The organism is Silanimonas lenta DSM 16282 (assembly GCF_000429065.1).
Lineage (GTDB): Bacteria > Pseudomonadota > Gammaproteobacteria > Xanthomonadales > Xanthomonadaceae > Silanimonas > Silanimonas lenta.
Window position 1 is genome coordinate 422,463 of sequence record NZ_AUBD01000001.1, and the last position, 21,928, is coordinate 444,390.

The window sequence follows — 21,928 nt, forward strand, 5'->3', positions numbered from 1 at the left end:
CGGATTAATATATCGCTTCATCTTGATTGAGCGATTTATTGATCCGAGGCCCATCATGCCCCCCTGTCCCCCCTCGTCTTCCGCGCGCATCGACCTGGTGCTGATCGGCACCCGCGGCCAGGTCGGCAGCGCCTTCCGCCAGCAGCTCGCGGCCCAGCAGGCGGCCCTCGGGGCCCGCGCCGGCCTCGACCTGCGACTGCTGGCCACCTTCGACCGCCGGGGGCTCGCCTTCGACCTCGAGGGCCTGCCCCCGGCCGAGGTCGAGGCGCGGCTGCGCCCCTACGGCGAGGCGGAGCGCGAGGCCCTGTTCGCCCGCCTGCGCGAGCCCGCGGCCACGCCCACCGTGGTGGTGGACTGCACGGCCGCCGAGGCCATCGCCGACCGCTACCCGGAGTGGCTGGCGGCCGGGGTGGGGATCGCCACCGCCAACAAACGCGCCAATGCCCGGCCGCTCGCCTTCTACCGCCGGCTGCGCCAGCTGGCCCAGGCGCAGGGCGCCCCCTACCGCTTCGAGACCACGGTGGGCGCGGCCATTCCGCTCCTAGGCCCGCTGCAGGAGATCGTGCTGCGCGGCGAGCGCGTGCATTCGGTGCAGGGCGTGCTCTCCGGCTCGCTGAGCTTCCTGCTGGAGCGCCTGCACGCCGGCGAGGCCTTCTCCGCCGCGCTCGCCGAGGCGCGGCGGCTCGGATACACCGAGCCCGACCCCTTCGAGGACCTGCGCGCCGAAGACCTCGCCCGGAAACTGCTGGTGCTGGCCCGGGTGGCGGGTTTCGAGCTGGAGAACGAGGCCCTCGAGGTCGAGCCTTTCTGCGCCCCGCCCCCGCCGCAAACCAACGAAGCGGCCTTCCTCGCCGCCGAAGACCGCCGCTGGCGCGCGGCGATCGAGGCGGCCCTCGCCGCCGGCGAGCGCTACGTGATGCTGGCCGAGGTGGGGAGCGCCGGCGCCCGGGTGGGCCTGCGCCGCCTGCCGGCCCAGCACCCCTTCGCCGCCCTGCCCGCCGGGCAGAACCTGGTGCGCATCGAAACCGAGCTGCAGCAGGAACGCCCGCTCTGGCTCGGCGGTCCCGGCGCCGGCCCGGCCATCACCGCCGCTGGGGTACTCGGGGACGTGATCGCCGCCGCCAGCGAGCTGCGCGACCGCCGCTACGCCAGCAGGCGCTTCAGCGTGGCGGCGTAGTCGCGGGCGGCGCGCTCGCGCAGTGGGTGCCGGCCCTCGGCCACCACCTGCCGCCCCGCCACCCAGACCTCGCGCACCAGCGGCCGGTTGCCGCAGAACAGCCAGCGGTCGGGCACGTCCTCCGCCGAGGCCGCGGCAAGGGCCGGGGCCTCGCCGTCCAGTAGCAGGTAGTCCTCGGCCAGGGTCCCGGCAGCGAAGCCGGTGGCCGCCGGGGCCGAGACGGCCACGGCCTGCAACATGGCCGCGGCCGTGCTGCCCGGCCCCATCACCGCGCGGTTGCGCTTCTGCTCGAGCAGGCGCTGGCCGTACTCCAGCCAGCGCAGGTCCTCCACCGGCGAGACCGAGACATGGCTGTCCGAGCCGATGCCGTAACGCCCGCCGGCCGCGAGGAAGGCGCGCAGCGGGAACAGGCCGTCGCCGAGATTGCCTTCGGTGCTCGGGCACAGGGCCACGGTGGCGCCGCTGGCGGCGAGGCCACGCACTTCCTCGGCATCGAGGTGGGTGGCATGCACCAGGGTCCAGCACGCATCCACCGGCAGTTCGTCCAGCAGGTAGGCCACCGGGCGGCGCCCATGGTGGGCAAGGCAGTCCGCCACCTCGGCCTGCTGCTCGGCGATGTGGAGATGGATGGGGCCGGAGGCCGCGCCGCGGGCCGCCAGCACCTCGCGCATCGTCGCCACGTCCACCGCCCTGAGGCTGTGGAAGGCAAGACCGAGGCGCAGGCCGGGGAAGGCATGGGCCTCGAGCGCTTCCAGCAGGCGCAGGAAGGCCCCGGTGTCGTGGAAGAAGCGCTGCTGCCGCGGCGCCAGCGGCCGGCCATCGAAGCCGCCGCGCTGGTAGAGCACCGGCAGCAGGGTGAGGCGGATGCCGGTCTCCCGCGCCGCCTCCAGCACCGCCTCGGCCATCGCCGTGGGAGGGGCATAGGGGCGTCCTTCGGGCCCATGGTGCAGGTAGTGGAACTCGCAGACGCTGGTGTAGCCGGCCTCCAGCATCTCGACATAGAGCTGGGTGGCAATGGCGCGCACATCCTCCGGCGTCAGTGCCGCGGCGAAGCGGTACATCAGCTCGCGCCAGGTCCAGAAGCTGTCGGCCTCGCTGCCCTGGCGCTCGGCCATCCCTGCCATCGCCCGCTGGAAGGCATGCGAATGCAGGTTGGCGATGCCGGGCACCCGCCAGTGCGGGCCCTGGGCATGGGCGAGGGGAAGGTTCATCGGCAGGTGTCGGGCCGCGCGGGCGGCGATCGGAACGGGCCCGCTATGCTAGCGGGCCTGCTCCCTGCCGTGACACCGATGGCCGCCTTCCTGCTGCACCACGTCCGCCTCGTCAGCCTCGACGGCCCCGGGGGCTGGCAGCCCGTCGAGGCGGGAGCACTGGCCGTCGTCGAAGGCCGCATCGCCTGGTGTGGCGCGGAAGCGGCCCTCCCCGCCACCTTCGCCGGCCTCGAGCGGGTGGACGGCGGCGGTGCCCTGCTCACCCCGGGCCTCGTCGACTGCCACACCCACCTCGTGTTCGCCGGCAACCGCGCCGGCGAGTTCGAGCAGCGCCTGCAGGGGGTGAGTTACGAGGCCATCGCCCGCGCCGGCGGCGGCATCCTCTCCACCGTGCGCGCCACCCGCGAGGCCGACGAGGCCCGGCTGCTCGAAGAATCGCTGCCGCGCGCCCAGGCCCTGCTGGCCGGGGGCTGCACCACGGTCGAGATCAAGTCCGGCTACGGCCTCGATGCCGGCAGCGAGGCGAAGATGCTGCGCGTGGCGCGCCGCCTCGGCGAACGGCTGGGCCTGTCGGTGCGCACCACCTATCTCGCCGCCCACGCCCTGCCCCCCGAGTACGCCGGCCGCCCCGACGACTATCTGGACGCCGCCTGCGCCTGGCTGCCTGGCCTGCACGCCGAGGGGCTGGTGGACGCCGTGGACGCCTTCTGCGAGCGCATCGCCTTCAGCCCGGCGCAGACCCGGCGCATGTTCGAGGCCGCCCGCGCCCTCGGCCTGCCGGTGAAACTGCACGCCGACCAGCTCTCCGACTCCGGCGCCGCAGCCCTGGTGGCCGAGTACCGAGGTCTTTCTGCCGACCATCTGGAATACACCGACGAGGCCGCCGTGGCCGCCATGGCCCGGGCCGGCACGGTGGCCGTGCTGCTGCCCGGCAGCTTCCACGTGCTGCGCGAGACCCGGCGCCCGCCGATCGAGGCCTGCCGCCGCCTCGGCGTACCGATGGCGGTGAGCACGGATCTCAATCCCGGCACTTCGCCCCTGCAATCGCTGACGCTGGCGATGTCGCTCGCTTGCACCCACTTCCAGTTGACCCCGGAAGAGGCCCTGCGCGGGGCCACCCACGTCGCCGCGCAGGCGCTCGGCCTCGCCGACCGCGGCCGGCTGGCCCCGGGCCTGCGCGCCGACCTCGCCCTCTGGCCCCTGCGCCACCCGGCCGAACTCGCCTACTGGCTGGGCGGCCCTGCGGCCTTGGGCGTCTGGGTGGAGGGGCGGCGGGTGGCGGGGCGCCCCTGAACGACGACGCCCCGCACGGGGCGGGGCGTGGTTCGGAGCAGAGGGCGGCGCCAAGGCGCCGCCGGGCTCAGGCCGAGGCCTTCTTGGCCGGCGCCTTCTTGGCGGCGACCTTCTTCACCGCGGCCTTGGCCGGCGCGGCGGCCTTGCCCGCAACGGCCGAGCCGGCCAGCGCCTTGCGCGGACGCGCATTGCCGTAGGACGCGTTGTAGCGCTTGCCTTTGGCCGTCTTGCGGTCACCCTTACCCATGGGACACTCCTGGATGCTGATTCGAGGGATCGGAAAGGGGCGCGAGTCTAACACCACAGGCCGGCGGATGGGCACGCCGCAGATTGCGCAGGTGGGCCCAGGCCACCAGGATGCCGGCGGCGGTCATCACCAGGGCATGCAGGAGCTCGTTGTCATGGATGGCCGGCACCAGGCGTTCCAGGCCCAGCAGGGCAAGGCCGGCGAGCAGCAGCCCCCAGGCATGGAAGCGGCCGTGCTGGCGCAGGCTATGGCCCACCGAGAGCACGGCGAACACCAGGGTCCAGACGAAGAAGATGCCCTCGAAGGCGTGGCTGGCGAGGAACTCGAGGCCGAGGGCCGGCAGCAGGGCCATCACGAAAGGCAGGCCGGCGCAGTGGATCGCGCAGAGGGTGGCGACGAAGGCGCCGAGGCGGTCGTACCAGCGGCCGCGGCGTTCGACGGGGGAATGGGGATCGGGGGCGGCATGCGCCATGGCAGAGGGCCGGTCTTGAAGCAGAGGCGAAACACTATAACATGTCAGGCTTCGTTCCCCAACCCACGGTGGAGTCCATGTCCCGACCGCTGACCCGCAATGCCCTCGCCCTCGGCATCCTCGCCGCCCTCGTCCAGCCGGCCCTCGCCGCCGACGGCCATCCGCACAAGGCCCGCGAGGAGGCCCGCACTCTGGACGAGGTGACGGTCACGGCCACGCCGCTGAAGACGGCGCTCGACGAACTGGCCCGCCCGGCCGAGGTGCTCACCGGCATCGCCCTGGACGAGCGCCGGGAGGCCACTCTGGGCGAGACCGTGGCCTCGCTACCCGGCGTGCAGTCGAGCTGGTTCGGCCCGGGCGTGGGCCGCCCGATCATCCGCGGCCTCGACGGCGCCCGCGTGCAGGTGCTGGCCAATGGCCTCGGTGCCCTCGATGCCTCGACGGTAAGCGCCGACCATGCGGTCTCGATCGAGCCCTTCCTCGCCGACGGCATCGAGGTGCTGAAAGGCCCGGCCAACCTGTTCTTCGGCAATGGCGCGATCGGCGGCGCGGTGAACGTGGTCGACCGCCGCCTGCCCACCGAGCGCGCCGAGCGCTTCATCTCCGGCCGCGCCGAACTGCGCGCCGGCAGCGCCAACAACGAATCCGCCGGCCTGTTCCGCCTCGACGGCGGCAGCGGCCCCTTCGCCTGGCACCTCGACGGCCTGCTGCGCGAGACCGACGACATCGAGACCCCAGAAGGTACGCTGGAGAGCAGCGCCACCAGCACCCGCGCCGCCGCCGGTGGCCTGTCCTTCCTCGGCGAGCGCTTCTTCTGGGGCGCCTCGCTGTCCTCCTTCGAGACCGACTACGGCGTGCCCGGCCATGGCCATGAAGGCGGCCACGGCCACGACCACGAGGAAGCGGTGCTGATCAAGCTCGACCAGACCCGCAGCGACTTCCGCCTCGGCATGAACGACCTCGGGCCATTCCAGCAGCTGAGCCTGCGCGGCGCCTTCAACGATTACCGCCACACCGAAATCGAGGAGAACGAGATCGCCACCCGCTTCCTCAACGATGCGCTGGAACTGCGCCTCGAGGCGGTGCAGAAGGAGTTCGCCGGCTGGAACGGCGCCTTCGGCCTGCAGTATGGCGAGCGCGACTTCGTGGCTGACGGCGACGAGGCCTACGTGCCCTCCACCCTCACCCGCGACCGCGGCCTGTTCCTGCTGCAGGAGCGCAGCTTCGGCGACTTCAAGCTCGAGCTCGGCGCCCGCCACGATCGCATCGACGTGAAGATGACCGATGGCCTCGCCGCCCGCGACTTCCGCACCAACAGCGGCTCGCTCGGCCTGCGCTGGGCCCCGGTCGAGGCTTGGCATTTCACCCTGAACCTCGACCGCGCCGAGCGCGCACCCTCGGCCGAGGAGCTGTATGCGGAAGGCGCCCACCTCGCCACCTCGACCTACGAGATCGGCGACCCGTGGCTGGACGAGGAGACGGCCCGCCGCGCCGAGCTGGGCGCCCACTGGCATACCGAGCGTCTGCGCGCCCGCGCCGCGGTCTACCAGACCCGCTTCAAGGACTTCATCTACCTGGCCGACACCGGCCTCGAGATCGACGAGCTGCCGGTGCGCCTGTGGGTGCAGGACGACGCCCGCTTCACCGGCTGGGAGCTGGAGGCCACCGCCACCCTGGCCGAGGGGGCCAATGGCACCTGGACCCTGCGCGGCTTTGCCGACGGCGTGCGCGGGAGGCTCGAGGACGGCGGCAACCTGCCGCGCGTCGCCCCGGGCCGCTTCGGCGCCGAGCTGGGCTGGGCGCTGGACGCCTGGCGTGCCGGCCTCGGCGCGGTGCACTACCGCGAGCAGGATCGCGTGGCCGCGGGCGAGGATCCCACCGACGGTTTCACCCTCGTGAACGCCCAGCTCAGCTACCACTGGGACACCCGCACCTTCGGCTGGGAAGCCTACCTCAAGGGCAGCAACCTCACCGACCGCGAGGCCCGGCTGCACACCTCGTTCCTGAAGGACGTGGCCCCGCTGATGGGCCGCAATCTCACCGCCGGCCTGCGCGTCTTCTTCTGACGCGCAGCGCCCCGCCGGCCCCTTACTCGCGTTCGGGGTCGGCGTCGGCGGCCGGCCGGTCGGCGGGATCTTCCTCCTCGTCCGACTCGGCCGTGCCCGCTCCTTCCGCCGCCTCGAGGGCAGCCTGCTGTTCACTGGTGTGCCGCCCGATGTGGAAGGCGGCATAGCCCGGCAGCACCTGCTGGTCCAGCGCCTTGCCGATCACCCGCCCGTCGAAGGGCGAGAGGATTTCGGTGCGCGTATTGGTGAGCGGATCGACCACCCAGCCGAGGCGCTGCCCCGGGCGCACCCGCTCGCCCAGCTTCACTTCGGCAAAGAAGAAACCACCGGCATTGGTGCGCACCCAGCGCGAGCCCTGGTAGATGGCCTGCGGCGGCGTGGCCTTGCCGTTGCGTTCCTCCTGCGGCAAGAGCCCCATGGCATGCATCAGGGCGCGGATGGTCTCGGCCGCCGCGGCGATGTGTTCTTCCTCGAGGAACTGTGGCCCGCCTACCTCGAAGGTGACGGCGGGGATGCCGGCCGCCACGGCGGCGAGGCGCAGCATGCCGCGCGAGCCCTGACTGTGCAGCACCAGGGCACCGCCGAAGCCGCGGGTGAACTCCAGCACGTCCGGGTTCGAGAGATCGGCGCGCACCTGCGGCAGGTTGGCGCGCTGGAAGGAGCCGGTGTGGAAATCCACCACGGCATCGCAGCGACGCACGATGTCGTTGAAGAAGCCATGCGCCATGCGCGAGGCGATGCTGCCGCTGCGGCTGCCCGGGAAATGGCGGTTGAGGTCGCGGCGGTCGGGCAGGTAGCGGCTGCCGCGGCTGAAGCCGAAGACGTTGACGATGGGCGCGGCCACCAGCGTGCCCTCGAGGCGGGTCGGATCGACCTCCTCGGCGATGCGCCGCACCACCTCGATGCCGTTGAGCTCGTCGCCATGGATGCCGGCCACCAGGCAGAGCACCGGCCCCGGCAGGGCGCCATGGGCAACGATGATGGGGCTCGGGATCTCGCCGCGGGCGAGGCCGTCGGGCGGGCGCCACTGCAGGCGCTGGCGGGTGCCCGGCAGTACGAAGTGGTCGAGCAGCTGGAAGGGCGTGATCAGCTCGGCGGCGGGCGGCTCGCCCGCCGGCAGGGCGAGCAGGGGCGGTGGCGTCTGGCCCACGGAGGTGGCGCGGCGCGGCGGATCGACCGGGAAGTCCTGGGCTACGGCACTGCCGGCCAGCAGGGCCAGCAGCGCCAGGGCGAGGCGGTGCCGCCTCATGCCGCCCCCCCGGCGCAGCGGGCGCAGACGCCCAGCATCTCGAGGTAGGCCGAGCGCGGCTGGAAGCCCTGTGCCTCGGCCATGGCCCGGAGGCCAGCGGCCAGGCTCTCGTCCTCCAGCTCCTGGGCCTGCTCGCAGCGTTCGCAGATCAGGATCGGCACCACGTGGCCGGCGGCCGGGTGGTGGCAGGCGAGGAAAGCGTTGATCGAGGCGAGCCGGTGGATGAAGCCGTGGCTGAGCAGGAACTCGAGGGCCCGGTAGACCGTTGGCGGGGCCGAGGCCCCGGGCCCGCCGCGCATCAGCTCCAGCAGTTCGTAGGCCTTCACCGGCTTGCCGGCCTCGGCGATGCGGCGCAGGGCCTCGGCGCGGATCGGCGTGAGATTCAGCCGGCGCTCGCGGCAGGCGGCCTCCACCGCCCGCACGTAGGCGGCGGCGCCGTGGGCATGCAGCTCGGGGTGGGCGCAGCGGTCCTTGGCCATGGCCTCCAGCCTAGCGCGGCCGCTGCCTTCAGGACGTGCGCGCGGCGATCTTTTCCAGCGCCGCATCGATGCGCCTCAGGGCCTCGTCGCGGCCGGCGAGGTAGACCGTGTGCTCGATCGAGGGCGAGACCTGGGTGCCGGTGATGGCCACGCGCAGGGGCTGGGCCAGCTTGCCCATGCCGATGCCGAGCGCTGCCACGGCCTCGGCGAGGCTCTGCTGCACGGCGGCCGGGGTCCACTCGGCCTGGGTGGCAAGACGCCCGCGCGCCTCGGCAAGCGGGGCCGCGGCGGCGGCCACCAGGTGCTTCTCCACCGCCGCCTCGTCATAGGCGGCGAGCGGGGCATACCAGACGCGGGCGCGCTCGGCCATTTCCTTCAGGGTCTTGCAGCGCTCGGCCAGGGCCACCACCACTTCGGCGGGCTTCGGTCCGCGCGCCGGGTCGAGGCCCTGGGCGCGCAGGTGCCATTCCAGGTGCACGGCGGTGGCCGCCGGATCATCGGTCTTGAAGTAGTGCTGGTTCAGCCAGTCGAGCTTGTCGCGGTCGAAGCGCGAGGCGCTGTGGTTCACGTCCTCCACCCGGAACAGGCGGATCATGTCGGCGATCGAGAAGATCTCCTGGTCGCCATGCGACCAGCCGAGGCGCACCAGATAGTTCAGCAGGGCATGCGGCAGGTAGCCGTCGTCGCGCCACTGCATCACGCTCACCGCGCCGTGGCGCTTCGAGAGCTTGGTGCCGTCGGGGCCGAGGATCATCGGCAGGTGGGCAAAGCGCGGCGGCCGGGCCCCGAGGGCCTCGTAGATGTTGATCTGGCGCGGGGTGTTGTTGACGTGGTCGTCGCCGCGGATCACGTCGGTGATGCGCATGTCGAGATCGTCCACCACCACCGCGAAGTTGTAGGTGGGATAGTCGTCGGAGCGCAGGATCACGAGGTCGTCGAGCTCGGCATTGGCCCACTCGATGCGGCCCTTCACCGCATCGTGGAACACCACGCTTCCCGCCTCCGGGTTGCGGAAGCGGATGACCCGGTTCGGATCGTCGCGGTAAGGCGCGTTCTCCGTGCGGTACCTGCCCGAGTAGCGGGGCTTGATGCCCGCGGCCATGGCGGCATCGCGCATGGCCTGGATCTCTTCCTTGGTCTCGTAGGCGTAGTAGGCCTTGCCGGCCTGCACCAGTTCCGAGGCCACCTGGCGGTAGCGCTCGAGGCGCTGGGTCTGGAATACCGGGCCTTCGTCGGCCTCGAGCCCGAGCCAGGCCATGCCCTCGAGGATGGCCTGCACCGCCTCCGGCGTGCTGCGCTCCTGGTCGGTGTCCTCCACCCGCAGCACGAACTGGCCGCCGCGGGCCCGGGCCTCGAGCCAGCAGTAGAGCGCGGTGCGCGCCCCGCCGATGTGCAGGTATCCGGTGGGACTGGGAGCGAAACGGGTGCGGCAGGTCATGGTGGCGGGCGGCGTCGGAAACAGGAACCGCGCCGGGGCCGGCGCGGAGGGGCGCTAGTGTACTTCGCCAGGGCAACCGCATAATCCCCGGGCTGTCCTGCCCCAAGGCTCCCGGATGCGTATTCCCGCCGCCGCCCTCGTCCTGGCGGCCCTGCTCGCCGCCCTGCCCCTGCCCTCCGCCCTGCGGGCCCAGACGGCCGGGCCGCCCGCCACGGACGCCGCTCCCGAGGCCCCGGCGCCACGCCCGGCCCCGCTGCGGGTGGCGCTCGAGACCAGCCTCGGCCGGATCGTGCTGGCCCTGGACGCCGAGCGCGCCCCGGCGACGGTGGCCAACTTCCTCGCCTATGTCGATGCCGGCCACTACAACGGCACGGTGTTCCACCGGGTGATTCCCGGCGTGCTGGTGCAGGGCGGCGCCTACACGCCCGACCTGCAGCCCAAGCCCGAGCGCGCGCCCATTCCCAACGAGGCCGGCAATGGCCTGCCGAACCGCCGCGGCAGCCTGGCCGCGGCACGCCGCCCGGACGACGCCGGCTCGGCCACCCTGCAGTTCTTCATCAATCTTGCCGACAACCCGCAGTTCGATCCGGTGCCGGGGGCCGGCGATACCGGTGCCGGCTACGCGGTATTCGGCGAGGTGGTGGAAGGCATGGAGGTGCTCGACCGCATCGCGGCCGTCGAGACCGGGCCGGCCGGCCCCTTCCCCTCGCGGGTGCCGAAGATGCCGGTCGTGATCGAGCGCGCCAGCCGGCTGGAGGAGGTGAGGCCATGAGCCTGCTCTTCCTCTCCGACCTGCACCTCGACCCGGAGCGCCCGCAGATCACCGCGCTGTTCGAGCGCTTCCTCGCCACCGAGGCGCGCGGGGCCGAGGCGGTGTATCTGCTCGGCGACCTGTTCGAGGCCTTCATCGGCGACGACGACGATGGCGAGATCGCCACCCGGGTGGCCACGGCCACCCGCGCGCTGCGCGACTCCGGCGTGCCGGTGTTCTTCCAGCGCGGCAACCGCGATTTCCTCGTCGGCCCGGACTACGCCGCGAAGGCCGGCTGGACCCTGCTGCCCGACCCGGCGGTGATCCTGCTCGCCGGCGAACCGACCCTGCTGCTGCACGGCGACCTGCTCTGCCTCGACGACCACGCCTACCAGGCCTTCCGGCGCCAGGTGCGCGACCCGGCCTGGCAACAGGGCTTCCTCGCCCAGCCGCTGGCCGCACGCCGCGCCTTCGCCGCGCAGGCGCGGAAGGCCAGCGCCGCCGCGCAGTCGGGCCGCGAGGAAAGCATCGGCGATGTCACGCCGGCGGAAGTGGCACGACTGATGGCCCTGCACGGCGTGCGACGGATGATCCACGGCCATACCCACCGCCCGGGCGTCTACCCCGTGGCCCTGCCAGACGGCAGCGAGGGCCAGCGCATCGTGCTCGGCGACTGGTACGAACAGGGCTCGGTGCTGCGGGTGGATGCCGCGGGCTTCGCCCTCGGCGGCGTGGCCTGAGCAAGTCCGCAGGCGGCCTCAGCCCTCGGCCAGACCCGGCAGGGCGGCGATCTCTTCCTCGTCGAAGCCGGCGGCGCGCCGGGCCTCGAGGTTGAAGGGCCCGCGCACCGCCTGCGAGCCGTAGGCGCGGACGAGGCCGGCGAAGGTCGGCCAGGGCTTCCGGCCCTCCTGCTCGCAGAGCCAGCGGAACCAGCGTGAACCGGCGGCCACGTGCGCCACCTCCTCGCGCAGGATCACCTCCAGCACCGCGATGCTCTCCATGTCTCCCACGTCGCGCAGGCGCGCGATCAGGCCCGGCGTCACGTCGAGCCCCCGGGCTTCCAGCACCCGCGGCACCAGGGCCATGCGCGCCAGCGCGCTGTGGGCGGTCTTCTCCGCCATCTCCCACAGGCCGTTGTGGGCGTCGAAATCGCCGTAGGCATGGCCAAGCTCGGCAAGGCGCGCGGCCAGCAGCTGGAAATGCCGGGCCTCGTCGTCGGCGGTGCGCACGAAGTCCTCGGCGAAGCCCGGGGGAAAATCGCGGAAGCGGTACACCGCGTCCCAGGCGAGATCGACCGCATTGAGCTCGATATGGGCGATGGCATGCAGGAAGGCCGCCCGCCCCGCAAGGCTGCCGAGCCCCCGCTTGGGCAGGTGCTTGGGATGCACGAGGCGCGGCCGTTCGGGGCGGCCGGGAAAGCGGATCGGCGCGGGGGGCGGCGCCTCGGGATCGAGGGGCAGGCGGCCTTCGAAGAAGGCCGCGGCATAGGCCCGGGTCTTCGCGCATTTCTCCTGCGGATCGGCCGTAGCAAGGCACTCGGCCGCGGCCGCGTAAAGCTCCCGCGCCCCGCCCTGCCCTTCGGCCCTGACCGCCATGCCCATCGCCTCAGCCGCCGCGGGCGGCCCTCGCGGCATCGCCGCGCTCGCCGCGGAGCCGCTCGAAATAGCCCGGCTCCACCCCGGTGACGTATTCGCCGGAGAAGCAGGACGTATCAAAGCCGCTGATCCGCTGCTTTGGCCCCGCCACCGCCGCCTCGAGGTCTTCCAGGTCCTGGTAGACCAGCCAGTCGCAGCCCAGGAACTGCTGGATCTCCGCCTCGCTGCGGCCATGCGCCACCAGTTCCTCGGCGGCCGGCATGTCGATGCCATAGATGTTGGGATGGCGTACCGGCGGCGCGGCGGAGGCGAGATAGACCTTCTTCGCCCCGGCCTCGCGCGCCATCTGCACGATCTGCTGGCTGGTGGTGCCGCGCACGATGGAATCGTCCACCAGCAGCACCACGCGGTTGCGGAACTCCAGCGGGATCGGGTTCAGCTTGCGCCGCACCGACTTCGTGCGCAGCGCCTGCCCCGGCATGATGAAGGTACGGCCGACGTAGCGGTTCTTGACGAAGCCCTCGCGGTACTTCACGCCGATGGTGTTGGCCAGTTCCAGTGCCGCGTCGCGGGAGGAATCGGGGATCGGGATGACGGTGTCGATGTCGTGCTCCGGCCAGAGGCGCAGGATCTTCTCGCCGAGCTTCTGGCCCATGCGCATGCGCGCCTTGTGCACCGAGACGGTGTCGATCATCGAATCGGGCCGGGCGAAGTACACGAACTCGAAGATGCAGGGCGCGAAGCGGCCGGGTTCGGCCACCACCTCGGCATGCAGTTCGCCGCGCTCGGTGACCACGATGGCCTCGCCGGGACGCACGTCGCGCACGAGGGTGAAACCGAGCAGGTCGAGCGCCACCGACTCCGAGGCCAGCGCCCATTCCTCGCCTTCCGGGGTCTCGCGCCGGCCGAGCACCAGCGGGCGGATGCCGTTGGGGTCGCGGAAGGCAACGAGGCCGAGGCCCATCACCAGCGCCACCACGGCATACCCGCCGCGGGCACGGCGGTGCACCGCTCCCACCGCCGCCAGCGCCGCTTCCGGGCCGAGCGGCCCGCGCACTGCCAGCTCATGGGCCAGCACGTGCATCAGCACCTCGGAATCGGAGGTGGTGTTGACATGGCGGCGGTCCTGCTCGAACACCTCGCGGCGCAGCGATTCGGTGTTGATGAGGTTGCCGTTGTGGGCCAGCGCGATGCCGTAGGGCGCGCTGGTGTAGAAGGGCTGGGCCTCGTCGGAGCCGGCCGAGCCCGCCGTGGGGTAGCGGCAGTGGCCGATACCGAGGCGGCCGGTGAGTTCCTGCACGCCGCTGCGGGCGAATACGTCGGCCACCAGGCCGGTGCCCTTGTGCAGGCGGAAGCGCGAACCGTCGATGGTGGCCATGCCGGCGGCATCCTGGCCGCGGTGCTGCAGCACCGTCAGGCCGTCATGGAGCCTCGCGGCCACGTCGCTGCGGCCGACGATGCCGATGATTCCGCACATTCAGGGGGTCTCCGGAGCGTCTGGGGTCTGGGCCGCCGGCTCCCGCGCGGGCGCGGGCCGGGGGGCCGGAACGAGGAAATCGTAGGTCGCCTTGGGTACCGCGCCCTCGAGCACCGGCCGGGCCGCGGCGAGCGCGGCGGGCTCGGCCGCCTTCACCTCGATCTCGGGCAGGCGCGCAGCCAGCCAGAGCCGGGGGCCTTCGAACAGGGGCAGGAGGGCCGAGCCCTGCCAGACCGGGCCATGCAGGGCCGGGGTGAAGCCGGCCACCAGCACCCCGGCCAGCACCACGGCAAGCCCCCGGGCCACGCCAAAGCCGAAGCCAAGCAGGCGGTCGGTGCCCGAGAGCCCGGCCCCGTGCACGAGGGTGCGCAGCAGCCAGATGAGGATGTTGCCGACCAGCAGCACCAGCACGAACAGGCCGAGATGCCCGGCCAGGCTTCGCAGGGCCGGCGACTCGATGCCATGCAGTTCGCCCGCCAGCGCCTCGCCGCCCACGAAGGCGAGCCAGAAGGCCGCCCCCCAGAGCAGCAGGGAGAGCACCTCGGTGAGCATGCCGCGCACCGCGCCCAGCAGGGCAGACAGCCCCACCACCACGAGGATCAGGGCATCGGCCTCGTTCACGGATGGGGAACGACGTTGCCGGCGATGCCGAGACGGCCTTGGGCATCGCCCTTGAGGCGCTCGGCCGCCGGCCGGTCGGCCACCGGGCCGAGGCGCACCCGCCAGAGCGGACCGCTGGCGGTGGGCACGCGCTGCTCGAAGGCGACGAAGCCGGCCCCGCGGGCGCGCGCCACCAGGGCCTGGGCATCGGCCTGGCTGGAGAAGGCGCCGAGCTGCACGGCAAAGCCCCGGTCCACCACCGCGGCCCGCGGCGCCTCGCCTGCCGGCCGGGGGGCCGTGGACACCGTGCGCGTCGCCGGGGCATCGGCGGACACTACCGAGGCCGCGGCGCCGGCGATCGCGGCGGTACGCACCCGGGCAGCCTCGGCGGCAGCACGGTCGGCGAAGGGCCCGACCTTGACCCGGGTGGCCGGCTGGCCGTTGATCTGCGCCGGCTCGGTGGTGGCCGGCAGCCCGGCCGAGACCAGGCGGGCCACCAGGGCCTCGGCATTGGCGGCGCTGGCGAAGGTGCCGGCAGCCACCATGAAGCTGCCTGCCGGTGCCGGGCGCGCCGTGGCGGCCACCGGGGCCGGGCTGGCCGTCGGTGCAGGTACCGGCGTCGGCGGCGTGGCAGGCGCCGCGGGCACGGCCCCGGCAAGGGCCGGAGTCGCGGCCTCGGCAGGCCTTGCTGCCGGGCTGCCCGAAGACGGGGGCGCGGGCGCCGGAGCCGCCGGACCGGCCACCGGCTGCCCGGTGGCGGCATCCACGGCCACCGGCGCTGCCTCATCGAGGGCATCGACGCGCGGCGCCACGCTGGCCGAGGCATCGACGGTGGCGAGGGCATTCGGGTCATCGCCCGCGGGACGGCTCACGCCCTGCGCGTCCGGCGTCGGCACCGGCACGGCGGGGCCGAGCGGGATCTCGCGGGTCACGAACTCGCCCTGCGGCTGCGGCGGCACCTCGATCGGCACCCGGGTGGCTTCGGCGGCGCCTTTCGACTCCGGGCCGAGCACGATCATGGGCACGAAGATCACCGCAAGGGCACCGAGCACCACTGCGCCGATCAACCGCTGCTTGAGCTTGACGTCCATCGAGAACCCGCGCTTAAGGGACGCGTGATTATAGGCGTTCGCCGCCCCCGGCCCGCCCTGCCCCGCGAGGGGATTCAGTCGGCAGGCGGGGCCGCGAGTGCCGCCACGGTGTGGAAGCTGCCGAACACCAGCACCCGGCCCTCCGCGCCGGCCGCGGCGCGGGCGGCCTGCAGTGCCGCCATCAGGCTGGGATGCGACACGACCTCGGTCGCCCCGCCGGCGCGCACCCGGCGCTCGAGTTCGGCCCCATCGAGCCCACGCGGCCCGGCATCGGTGATCGGTCCGAGGTGCCAGGCCACGATGTGCGGCAGCAGGGGCGCAACGACGCCCTCGATGTCCTTGTCGCCGAGCGCCGAGAACACCGCCCGGGTCGGCGCCGGGTGCGCCGCCAGCCAGGCCGCCAGCTGCCGCGCGCCCTGCGGGTTGTGGGCCACGTCGGCCACCACCTCCGGGCGCTCGCCGAGGCGCTGCAGGCGCCCCGGCAGCCGGGCCTCGGCCACCCCGCGGGCGAAGGCTGCCTCACCGATGGGCAGGCCCGAGGCGCGCAGGGCCGCCACCGCCGCCGCGGCATTGTCGAGCTGGGCCGGCGCGGCCAGCGCCGGGTACGGCAGGGGAAGCGCGAAGCCTGGCTCGCGCCAGACCCAGTGGTCGGGGTGGCGGTCGATGAGGTAGTCGCTGTGGCCGCGGATGGCGATGGCCCCCAGGGCATAGGCGCGGCGCAGCACGCTGCTCGGCGGGTCCTTCTCGCCGAGCACGCAGGGCCGGCCGGCGCGCAGGATGCCGGCCTTCTCCTCGCCGATGCGCTCGCGGTCGGGCCCGAGGTATTCCATGTGGTCGAGGTCCACCGTGGTGATCACCGCCACGTCGGCATCGACGAGGTTGGTGGCATCCAGCCGCCCGCCCATGCCCACCTCGAGCAGGACGAGGTCGAGGCCGGCGCGACCGAACAGTTCGAGCGCCGCCAGCGTGGCGTACTCGAAGTAGGTGAGCGGGGTATCGCCGCGCGCGGCATCGATGCGCTCGAAGGCCGCGACGATCGCCGCATCGGTCGCTTCCACGCCGTCGATGCGGATGCGCTCGTTGAAGCGCCACAGGTGTGGCGAGGTGTAGGTGCCCACCCGCAGCCCGGCGGCCCTTGCGATGGCCTCGAGGAAGGCCACCGTGCTGCCCTTGCCATTGGTGCCGCCCACGGTGATCACGCAGGGCGCAGGCCGGCCAAGGCCCAGGGCATCCGCCACCGCCCGCACCCGCTCGAGGCCCAGGGCGATCGCCTGCGGATGCTGCTGCTGGATGCGGAGGAGCCAGTCGGAGAGCGGAAGCGGCATGGGTTCACGAAGCGAGTGCGGGCGGCCATTATCGCCGCATGTCCCCTCCGCCCCTGATCCTCGGCTCGATGCGCTTCGGCGAGTGGGGCGCCCGCCTCGCCCCCGCCGAGGTGGCGCGCCTGCTCGCCGCGGCGCTGGAGCTCGGCATCGACACCCTCGACCTCGCCGACATCTACAGCGGCCATACCACCACGCCCCTGGTCGGGGCCGCCCTCGCCCACGACCCCGGCCTGCGGCCACGCCTGCACCTGATCGCCAAGCTCGGCATCGTGCTGCCGACGAGCCCCGGTAATCCACGCGGCGTACAGCACTACGATCTCTCGCCGGCGCATCTCGCCACGGCCTTCGAACAGACCCAGCGCGATCTGGGCAGCGACTCGGTCGACACCCTGATGCTGCACCGCTTCGACCCGCGCCTCGCGCCCGCCGCCCTCGCCGACTGGGTGGCAAAGGAGCGCGACCGCGGCCGGCTGCAGGCCTTCGGCGTATCCAACTTCCCTGCTCCGGCGCTGGCCCTCGTGCATGCCCACCTGCCGGTGGCCGCGCACCAGATCGAGCTCAGCGCCGCCGCCTCGACCGCGCTGGAGGACGGCAGCCATGCCGCCAGCCGCGCCCTCGGGGCCGAGGTGCAGGCCTGGTCGCCGCTGGGCGGGGGCGCCCTGCTCGCCGACGAGGCCCGCGGCCCGGCCCTGGACGCGCTGGCCGCCGAGGCCGGGCTCGACCGCGCCGGCCTGCTGCTTCGCTGGGTGGCCAGCCTGCCCGGCACCCGGGTGGTGCTGGGCAGCACCCGCCCCGAGCGCCTCGCCGCCGCCGTGCGCGCGGTGGAGCGCCCCCTGCCGGCCGATCTCTGGTACGCCGTGTGGCAGGTAGCGCGGGGCCGGCCCGTGCCCTGATGGCCTTCAGGCCGGCGAGGTGGCCGGCCGCGGCGGCAGCAGCCGGTCGACCACCGCGGCAAAGGGCCGCAGCAGCACGAGGAACAGCAGGGCGGTCGAGAGATTGAACAGCACGTGGGCCATGGCCACCGCCATCGCCGGCGTTTCCATCGCCCCGGTGATCGCCCGCGCCAGCCACGGGATGAAGGGCGCCCAGAGCAGCAGCCCGCCGACGTTGAACAGCAGGTTGGCCAGCGCGGCGCGGTGCGCCTCGCGCTGCAGCGGCAGGCTGGCGAGCAGGGCGGTGCCGGTGGAGCCGAGGTTGGCGCCGATCACCACCGCGATCGCCACGTCGGCGCCCATCAGCCCCTGCTGCACCAGCACGATGATGAGCCCGGTGGTGACACTGGAGGACTGCACCGCGAGGGTGATCACCATGCCGGCCAGCACCCCGGCCCAGGGGCTCTCCACCACCTGCAGCCAGGCGGCGAAGGCCGGCGAGGCCTGCAGCGGCGCCAGCGACTGCGAGATCAGGCCCAGGCTGAAGAAGATGAAGCCGAAGTAGAACAGGCTCTTGCCCACCACCTGCATGCGCCCCGGCAGCATCGAGAGCAGGCCGCCGATCACCAGGAAGAAGGGCCCGAGGCCGGTGAGCTTGAAGGCCACCAGCCAGGCCGTGGCGGTGGTGCCCACGTTGGCGCCGAACAGCACCGGCAGGCTCTGGCGGAAGCCGATCACGCCGGAACCGACCAGGGCCACCGCGATCGAGGAGATGGCGCTGGAGGACTGCACCACCGCGGTGGCGAGGGCGCCCAGCAGGAAGCCCGGCACGCGATGCCGGGTGACCTTGCCGAACCAGGCCTGCAGGGTGGCCTGGCCATGCGCCTGCACCTCGCGGGCGAAGCCCTGCAGGCCGTAGAGGAAGAGGATGACCGCGGCGAGGATGCCGAAGGTGAGGGTCAGGGTGTCCATGTGCCGATGCTAGCCGCGGCGGCGGCGGGGCCGTCAGGGCCAGCCAGCGGATTGCAATCAACGCAATTTGCGCCTTCTGCATTTCTGGCGCAGAATGCAGGCACACTCCTCGGAAGGTGTGTCATGCCCCTGCTGAAGGTCCGCGATGCCGGCCCGGCCGAAGGCCTCGAGCCCCTGCCGGCCACCACCGTCCGCCGCGACTGGTCCACGGCGAAGGCGCGGCTGCGCGCCCACGGGGCGCTGGCGTTGACCAGCCACGACCGGGTCGAGGCCGTGCTGCTCGATCCCGCCGCCTATGCCGCCCTGGTCGCCCGCGCCGAGGCCGCCGACCGCGCCCTGCTGGACGGCCTCAGCCGCCAGTTCGATGCCCGGCTGGCGGCCCTCGCGGCCCCAGATGCGGCCCAGCGCCTGCGCGCGGCCTTCGACCGCGAAGGCCGCTTCGAGCCCGGCCCGACGGCAGGGAGCCGCTTCTGAGCCGGCGCCCGGTGCTCTATGTCCTCGCCGGAGTAAACGGCGGAGGCAAGAGTTCGCTGGGCGGTCAGGTGCTGCGCGAAGCCGGCCTCGACTGGTTCAACCCGGACGACTGGTCGCGGGCCCTGCAGGCCGCCGGCCGGCCGCGCGAGGCCGCCGATGCGGAGGCCTGGGCCGAAGGGCAGCGACGCCTGCACGAGGCGATCCGCCTCGGGCGCAGCTTCGCCTTCGAGACCACGCTGGGGGGCCGCAGCGTCACCGCCACGCTGATCGAGGCCGCCCGCAGCCACGACGTGCTGGTCTGGTACGTCGGCCTCGACAGCGTCGAGCGCCATCTCGCCCGCGTGGCCCTGCGGGTGCGCCACGGCGGGCACGACATCCCGGCCGCGCGCATCCGCGAGCGCTGGCTGCGCTCGATGGCCAACCTCGTGCGCCTGGTGCCGCACGCGGTGGCGATCGAGGTGTTCGACAACTCCACCGAGGTGCCCGAGGGCGAGCCGTTGCGGCCGCCGCGCCGGGTGGCGCGGATCGAGGACGGCCGCCTGCGCTGGCCGCCCCCCGAGGGCCTGCGCGAGGTCCCGCGCTGGGCGGCGCCGGTGGTGGCCGCCGCCCTGCCCTGAGCTACAGCGCCCGGTGCACCGCTTCGCCGAACAGCGGGGTGTGGTGGGCGCAGTCATTGAGCCGCACCACCTCCAGCGCCTCGACGGAGGGACCCTCGAGCAGGTTCAGGGTGGTCGGGGCCTGGCGGAAGCCCCAGACCCGGCGCAGCGGGATGCCGAGCATGCGGCAGAGCAGCACGCGGTTCACCGCGTCATGCGCCACCACCAGCAGCGTGTCCCCGTCGCCGAGCCCTTCGCAGGCGCGGGTGAAACCACGCCAGGCCCGCTCCAGCACCATCGGCAGCGACTCGCCGCCGGGCCCCGGCATCAACACCGTTTCCGGCGCCTCGCGCCAGGCGGCGAGGCGCTCGCCATCCTCGGCGCGGATCTCGCTGGCGAGCTTGCCTTCCCAGGTGCCGTGGGCGATCTCCATCAGCTCGGGCTCCAGCAGCAACTGGCCGGCCCGCGCCGGCCCCAACGCGATCTCGGCGGTGCGCCTTGCCCGCGACAGGGGCGAGGCCACGGCGCGGGTGATGCGGACCTCGGCGAGGCGCTCCGACAGCAGCGCCGCCTGCTTCTCGCCGACGGGCGAGAGCGGGATGTCGATCTGGCCCTGGTAGCGGCCCTCGGCGTTCCACGGCGTTTCCCCGTGGCGGGCGAGCAGCACGCGCATCACACCATCTCCAGGCTGAGGATGCCGGGAATGGCACGCAGCCGCGCCAGCGTGGCCTCGGGCACTTCGCGATCGACGGTGATCGCCGCCACGGCCTGCCCCCCGCCGGTGGCGCCGAGCGAGAAGTTGATGATGTTGACCCCGGCCTCGCCGAGCCCGGTGCCGAGCTTGCCCACCACGCCGGGCTGGTCTTCGTTGCGCATGATGAGGAAGTGCGCGCTCGGGTCGAAATCCAGCTCCACGCCATCGAGGCGCACCACGCGCGGGCCACGGTGCAGGGTGGCCTCGAGCTCGCGCACTCCCTGGGCGCCCTCGATGCGCAGCTTGAGCAGGCGGTCGAAGCCATCGCCATCGCCGCCCACCGTCTCGGCCACGGTGAGGCCACGCGCCGCGGCCTCGGCCAGCGCGTTCACCGGCGTCACCCGGCCGGAGGCGCTGCCGAGCACGGCAGCGGTGAGCAGGCGGGTGAGCGGCTTGGGATCCAGCGCCTCGGTGCGCCCGGCATAGGTGATGTCGAGCCGCGAGGGCGCCGGCACCAGGCGCGCGGCGAGCTTGCCCAGCGCCGTCATCAGCGGCATCCAGGGCCCGATCTCGCGCGCGGCCTCGGCCGAGAGCGGCGGCAGGTTCACGCAGCCCGCCACCGCGCCGGTGGTGACGAAATCGATGATCTGCCGCGCCAGGATGGTGCTGACCGCCTGCTGGGCCTCCGAGGTGCTGGCGCCGAGGTGCGGGGCCAGCACCAGCTTCTTGCAGGCCCGCAGCGGTGAATCCTCGGGCAGCGGCTCGGTGGCGAAGGTATCGAGGCCGGCGCCGGCCAGATGCCCCTCCTCCACCAGCCGCAGCAGCGCCTCCTCGTCCACCAGGCCGCCGCGCGCGGCATTGATGAGGTAGGCGCCGCGCTTCATCTTCGCCAGCCGCTCGGCACTGAGCAGGTTGGTGGTCTCCCGGGTGCGCGGGATGTGCAGGGTGATGATGTCGGCCCAGGCCAGCAGGGCCTCCAGCTCCATCATCGGCACCGCGGTCTTGGCGGCGGCGGCCGGCGGCAGGAAGGGGTCGTAGGCCGCCACCTCCATGCCGATGCCGCGGGCCTTGCGCGCCACCGTGCTGCCGATGCGGCCAAGGCCGATCACGCCGAGGCGCTTGCCCTCCAGCTCGAAGCCGGTGAGGCCGTTCTTCGGCCACAGCCCGGCCTTCATCCCGGCATCGGCGGCCGGCACGTGGCGGGCCAGGGCGAACAGCAGGGCCAGCGCCTGCTCGGCGGCGGCCAGGGTATTGCCATCCGGCGCGTTCATCACCGCGATGCCGCGGTCGGTGGCAGCCTCGACATCGATGGTGTCGACGCCGGCGCCGGCACGGCCGATCACCTTGAGGTGGCTGGCATGGACCAGGGCCTCGGCCGGCACCTTGGTGGCCGAGCGGACGATGAGGATGTCCACATCGGCAAGGGCACGCGAAAGCGTACCGGGGTCCTTGATGGCATCGGCGGTCTTGACCGACCAGCCGGCCTCGCGCAGCAGGGTCAGGCCGTCTTCGTGGATACCGTCGCAGGCGAGAACGCGCATGGAGCACTCCGTGGGTGGGGGAAAACGTCGGGAACGGACAGGCCGGCCAGAGCGGCCAGCACGGGAAGGAATCGACGGAAACCCACGGAAGACGCGCCACCGCGACGGCGCACGGGCAACAGCACAGCGGTGGCGGGATGACGGTGGAAGGGCCGGTGGAAAGGCCGTTGCACGGTCAGGAAACGGGGCGTCATACGCATGGGAGTCCTGAACAGCAGGGCGAGACTAGCGCGCCTGCAGGGCCGGTGGAACCCCCCGCCCGCTGCCGCCGGCCTGCATACGGTTGCAGGCGCGATACCGGCAGTTCA

Annotated in this window: 22 protein-coding genes; 8 read left to right on the forward strand and 14 right to left on the reverse strand. The window is 73.1% G+C overall.

The window, feature by feature from the left end:
• Positions 1–55 precede the first annotated feature (55 nt).
• Complete coding sequence (locus tag G408_RS0101970; protein WP_028769724.1) at positions 56–1,177, forward strand: homoserine dehydrogenase family protein; 1,122 nt, start codon at positions 56–58, stop codon at positions 1,175–1,177.
• On the opposite strand, the gene G408_RS12670 is transcribed toward G408_RS0101970, so the two are convergent.
• Positions 1,144–2,388, reverse strand: coding sequence for a formimidoylglutamate deiminase (locus G408_RS12670; protein WP_051282501.1), 1,245 nt, complete (start codon positions 2,386–2,388; stop codon positions 1,144–1,146). The genes G408_RS0101970 and G408_RS12670 overlap by 34 nt on opposite strands.
• Before the next feature lie 78 nt (positions 2,389–2,466).
• On the opposite strand from G408_RS12670, the gene hutI reads away from it, so the two are divergent.
• Entirely contained in the window at positions 2,467–3,681 is a 1,215-nt protein-coding gene (gene hutI / locus G408_RS0101980; RefSeq protein WP_028769725.1) for an imidazolonepropionase, read from the forward strand.
• Between the two features lie 67 nt (positions 3,682–3,748).
• Here the strand turns inward: hutI and G408_RS0101985 are convergent, their stop codons facing one another.
• Entirely contained in the window at positions 3,749–3,928 is a 180-nt protein-coding gene (locus tag G408_RS0101985) for a 30S ribosomal protein THX (RefSeq protein WP_028769726.1), read from the reverse strand.
• Positions 3,921–4,400, reverse strand: coding sequence for a MerC domain-containing protein (locus G408_RS12675; protein ID WP_084628016.1), 480 nt, complete (start codon positions 4,398–4,400; stop codon positions 3,921–3,923). The genes G408_RS0101985 and G408_RS12675 overlap by 8 nt, the downstream gene beginning before the upstream one ends.
• A gap of 77 nt (positions 4,401–4,477) precedes the next feature.
• Between G408_RS12675 and G408_RS0101995 the strand changes: the two genes are divergently transcribed.
• Complete coding sequence (locus tag G408_RS0101995) at positions 4,478–6,466, forward strand: TonB-dependent receptor (protein ID WP_051282502.1); 1,989 nt, start codon at positions 4,478–4,480, stop codon at positions 6,464–6,466.
• A gap of 22 nt (positions 6,467–6,488) precedes the next feature.
• On the opposite strand, the gene G408_RS12680 is transcribed toward G408_RS0101995, so the two are convergent.
• Genes G408_RS12680 through gltX form a run of 3 tightly spaced genes read right to left on the reverse strand, consistent with a single transcriptional unit; the run spans position 6,489 to position 9,632 of the window.
• The gene (locus tag G408_RS12680) at positions 6,489–7,715 is read right to left on the reverse strand and encodes a succinylglutamate desuccinylase/aspartoacylase family protein (protein ID WP_051282503.1); all 1,227 of its coding nucleotides are present in this window, start codon (positions 7,713–7,715) and stop codon (positions 6,489–6,491) included.
• Positions 7,712–8,194: a transcriptional repressor gene (locus tag G408_RS0102005; protein WP_028769728.1), complete on the reverse strand. Its 483-nt coding sequence runs from the start codon at positions 8,192–8,194 to the stop codon at positions 7,712–7,714. The genes G408_RS12680 and G408_RS0102005 overlap by 4 nt, the downstream gene beginning before the upstream one ends.
• A gap of 28 nt (positions 8,195–8,222) precedes the next feature.
• The gene (gene gltX / locus G408_RS0102010) at positions 8,223–9,632 is read right to left on the reverse strand and encodes a glutamate--tRNA ligase (RefSeq protein ID WP_028769729.1); all 1,410 of its coding nucleotides are present in this window, start codon (positions 9,630–9,632) and stop codon (positions 8,223–8,225) included.
• 115 nt (positions 9,633–9,747) lie between these two features.
• Here gltX and G408_RS0102015 point away from each other — a divergent pair, with 115 nt between their 5' ends.
• Together G408_RS0102015 and lpxH are read left to right on the forward strand one after the other, a co-directional pair.
• Positions 9,748–10,404: a peptidylprolyl isomerase gene (locus tag G408_RS0102015; protein WP_084628017.1), complete on the forward strand. Its 657-nt coding sequence runs from the start codon at positions 9,748–9,750 to the stop codon at positions 10,402–10,404.
• Positions 10,401–11,123 (forward strand): UDP-2,3-diacylglucosamine diphosphatase, encoded by a 723-nt coding sequence (gene lpxH, locus G408_RS0102020; RefSeq protein WP_028769731.1) that lies wholly within the window; start codon positions 10,401–10,403, stop codon positions 11,121–11,123. Before G408_RS0102015 ends, lpxH begins: the two co-directional genes overlap by 4 nt.
• Before the next feature lie 18 nt (positions 11,124–11,141).
• Here lpxH and G408_RS0102025 read toward each other — a convergent pair whose 3' ends face one another.
• The 5 genes from G408_RS0102025 to folC all read right to left on the reverse strand — a co-directional run bounded on the left by G408_RS0102025 (position 11,142) and on the right by folC (position 16,471).
• Entirely contained in the window at positions 11,142–11,978 is an 837-nt protein-coding gene (locus G408_RS0102025) for a ferritin-like domain-containing protein (protein ID WP_028769732.1), read from the reverse strand.
• A gap of 10 nt (positions 11,979–11,988) precedes the next feature.
• Positions 11,989–13,455 (reverse strand): amidophosphoribosyltransferase, encoded by a 1,467-nt coding sequence (gene purF / locus G408_RS0102030; RefSeq protein ID WP_028769733.1) that lies wholly within the window; start codon positions 13,453–13,455, stop codon positions 11,989–11,991.
• Entirely contained in the window at positions 13,456–14,076 is a 621-nt protein-coding gene (locus G408_RS12685) for a CvpA family protein (protein WP_051282505.1), read from the reverse strand.
• Positions 14,073–15,146, reverse strand: coding sequence for an SPOR domain-containing protein (locus G408_RS12690; RefSeq protein WP_037411762.1), 1,074 nt, complete (start codon positions 15,144–15,146; stop codon positions 14,073–14,075). Before G408_RS12690 ends, G408_RS12685 begins: the two co-directional genes overlap by 4 nt.
• Before the next feature lie 74 nt (positions 15,147–15,220).
• Entirely contained in the window at positions 15,221–16,471 is a 1,251-nt protein-coding gene (gene folC / locus G408_RS0102050; protein ID WP_028769734.1) for a bifunctional tetrahydrofolate synthase/dihydrofolate synthase, read from the reverse strand.
• 38 nt (positions 16,472–16,509) lie between these two features.
• Between folC and G408_RS12695 the strand changes: the two genes are divergently transcribed.
• Positions 16,510–17,364: an aldo/keto reductase gene (locus tag G408_RS12695; RefSeq protein WP_037411764.1), complete on the forward strand. Its 855-nt coding sequence runs from the start codon at positions 16,510–16,512 to the stop codon at positions 17,362–17,364.
• Between the two features lie 6 nt (positions 17,365–17,370).
• Here the strand turns inward: G408_RS12695 and G408_RS12700 are convergent, their stop codons facing one another.
• Entirely contained in the window at positions 17,371–18,315 is a 945-nt protein-coding gene (locus G408_RS12700) for a Na/Pi cotransporter family protein (protein WP_051282506.1), read from the reverse strand.
• A 123-nt stretch (positions 18,316–18,438) separates the two neighbouring features.
• Here G408_RS12700 and G408_RS15380 point away from each other — a divergent pair, with 123 nt between their 5' ends.
• Positions 18,439–18,789 (forward strand): hypothetical protein, encoded by a 351-nt coding sequence (locus tag G408_RS15380; RefSeq protein WP_169719193.1) that lies wholly within the window; start codon positions 18,439–18,441, stop codon positions 18,787–18,789.
• Between the two features lie 11 nt (positions 18,790–18,800).
• On the forward strand, positions 18,801–19,406 hold the full coding sequence (locus G408_RS0102075; protein ID WP_245584241.1) for an ATPase: 606 nt from the start codon (positions 18,801–18,803) through the stop codon (positions 19,404–19,406).
• Between the two features lies 1 nt (position 19,407).
• Here the strand turns inward: G408_RS0102075 and G408_RS0102080 are convergent, their stop codons facing one another.
• Complete coding sequence (locus G408_RS0102080; RefSeq protein ID WP_028769736.1) at positions 19,408–20,058, reverse strand: histidine phosphatase family protein; 651 nt, start codon at positions 20,056–20,058, stop codon at positions 19,408–19,410.
• On the reverse strand, positions 20,058–21,620 hold the full coding sequence (gene serA, locus G408_RS0102085) for a phosphoglycerate dehydrogenase (protein WP_028769737.1): 1,563 nt from the start codon (positions 21,618–21,620) through the stop codon (positions 20,058–20,060). Before serA ends, G408_RS0102080 begins: the two co-directional genes overlap by 1 nt.
• Between the last annotated feature and the right edge of the window lie 308 nt (positions 21,621–21,928).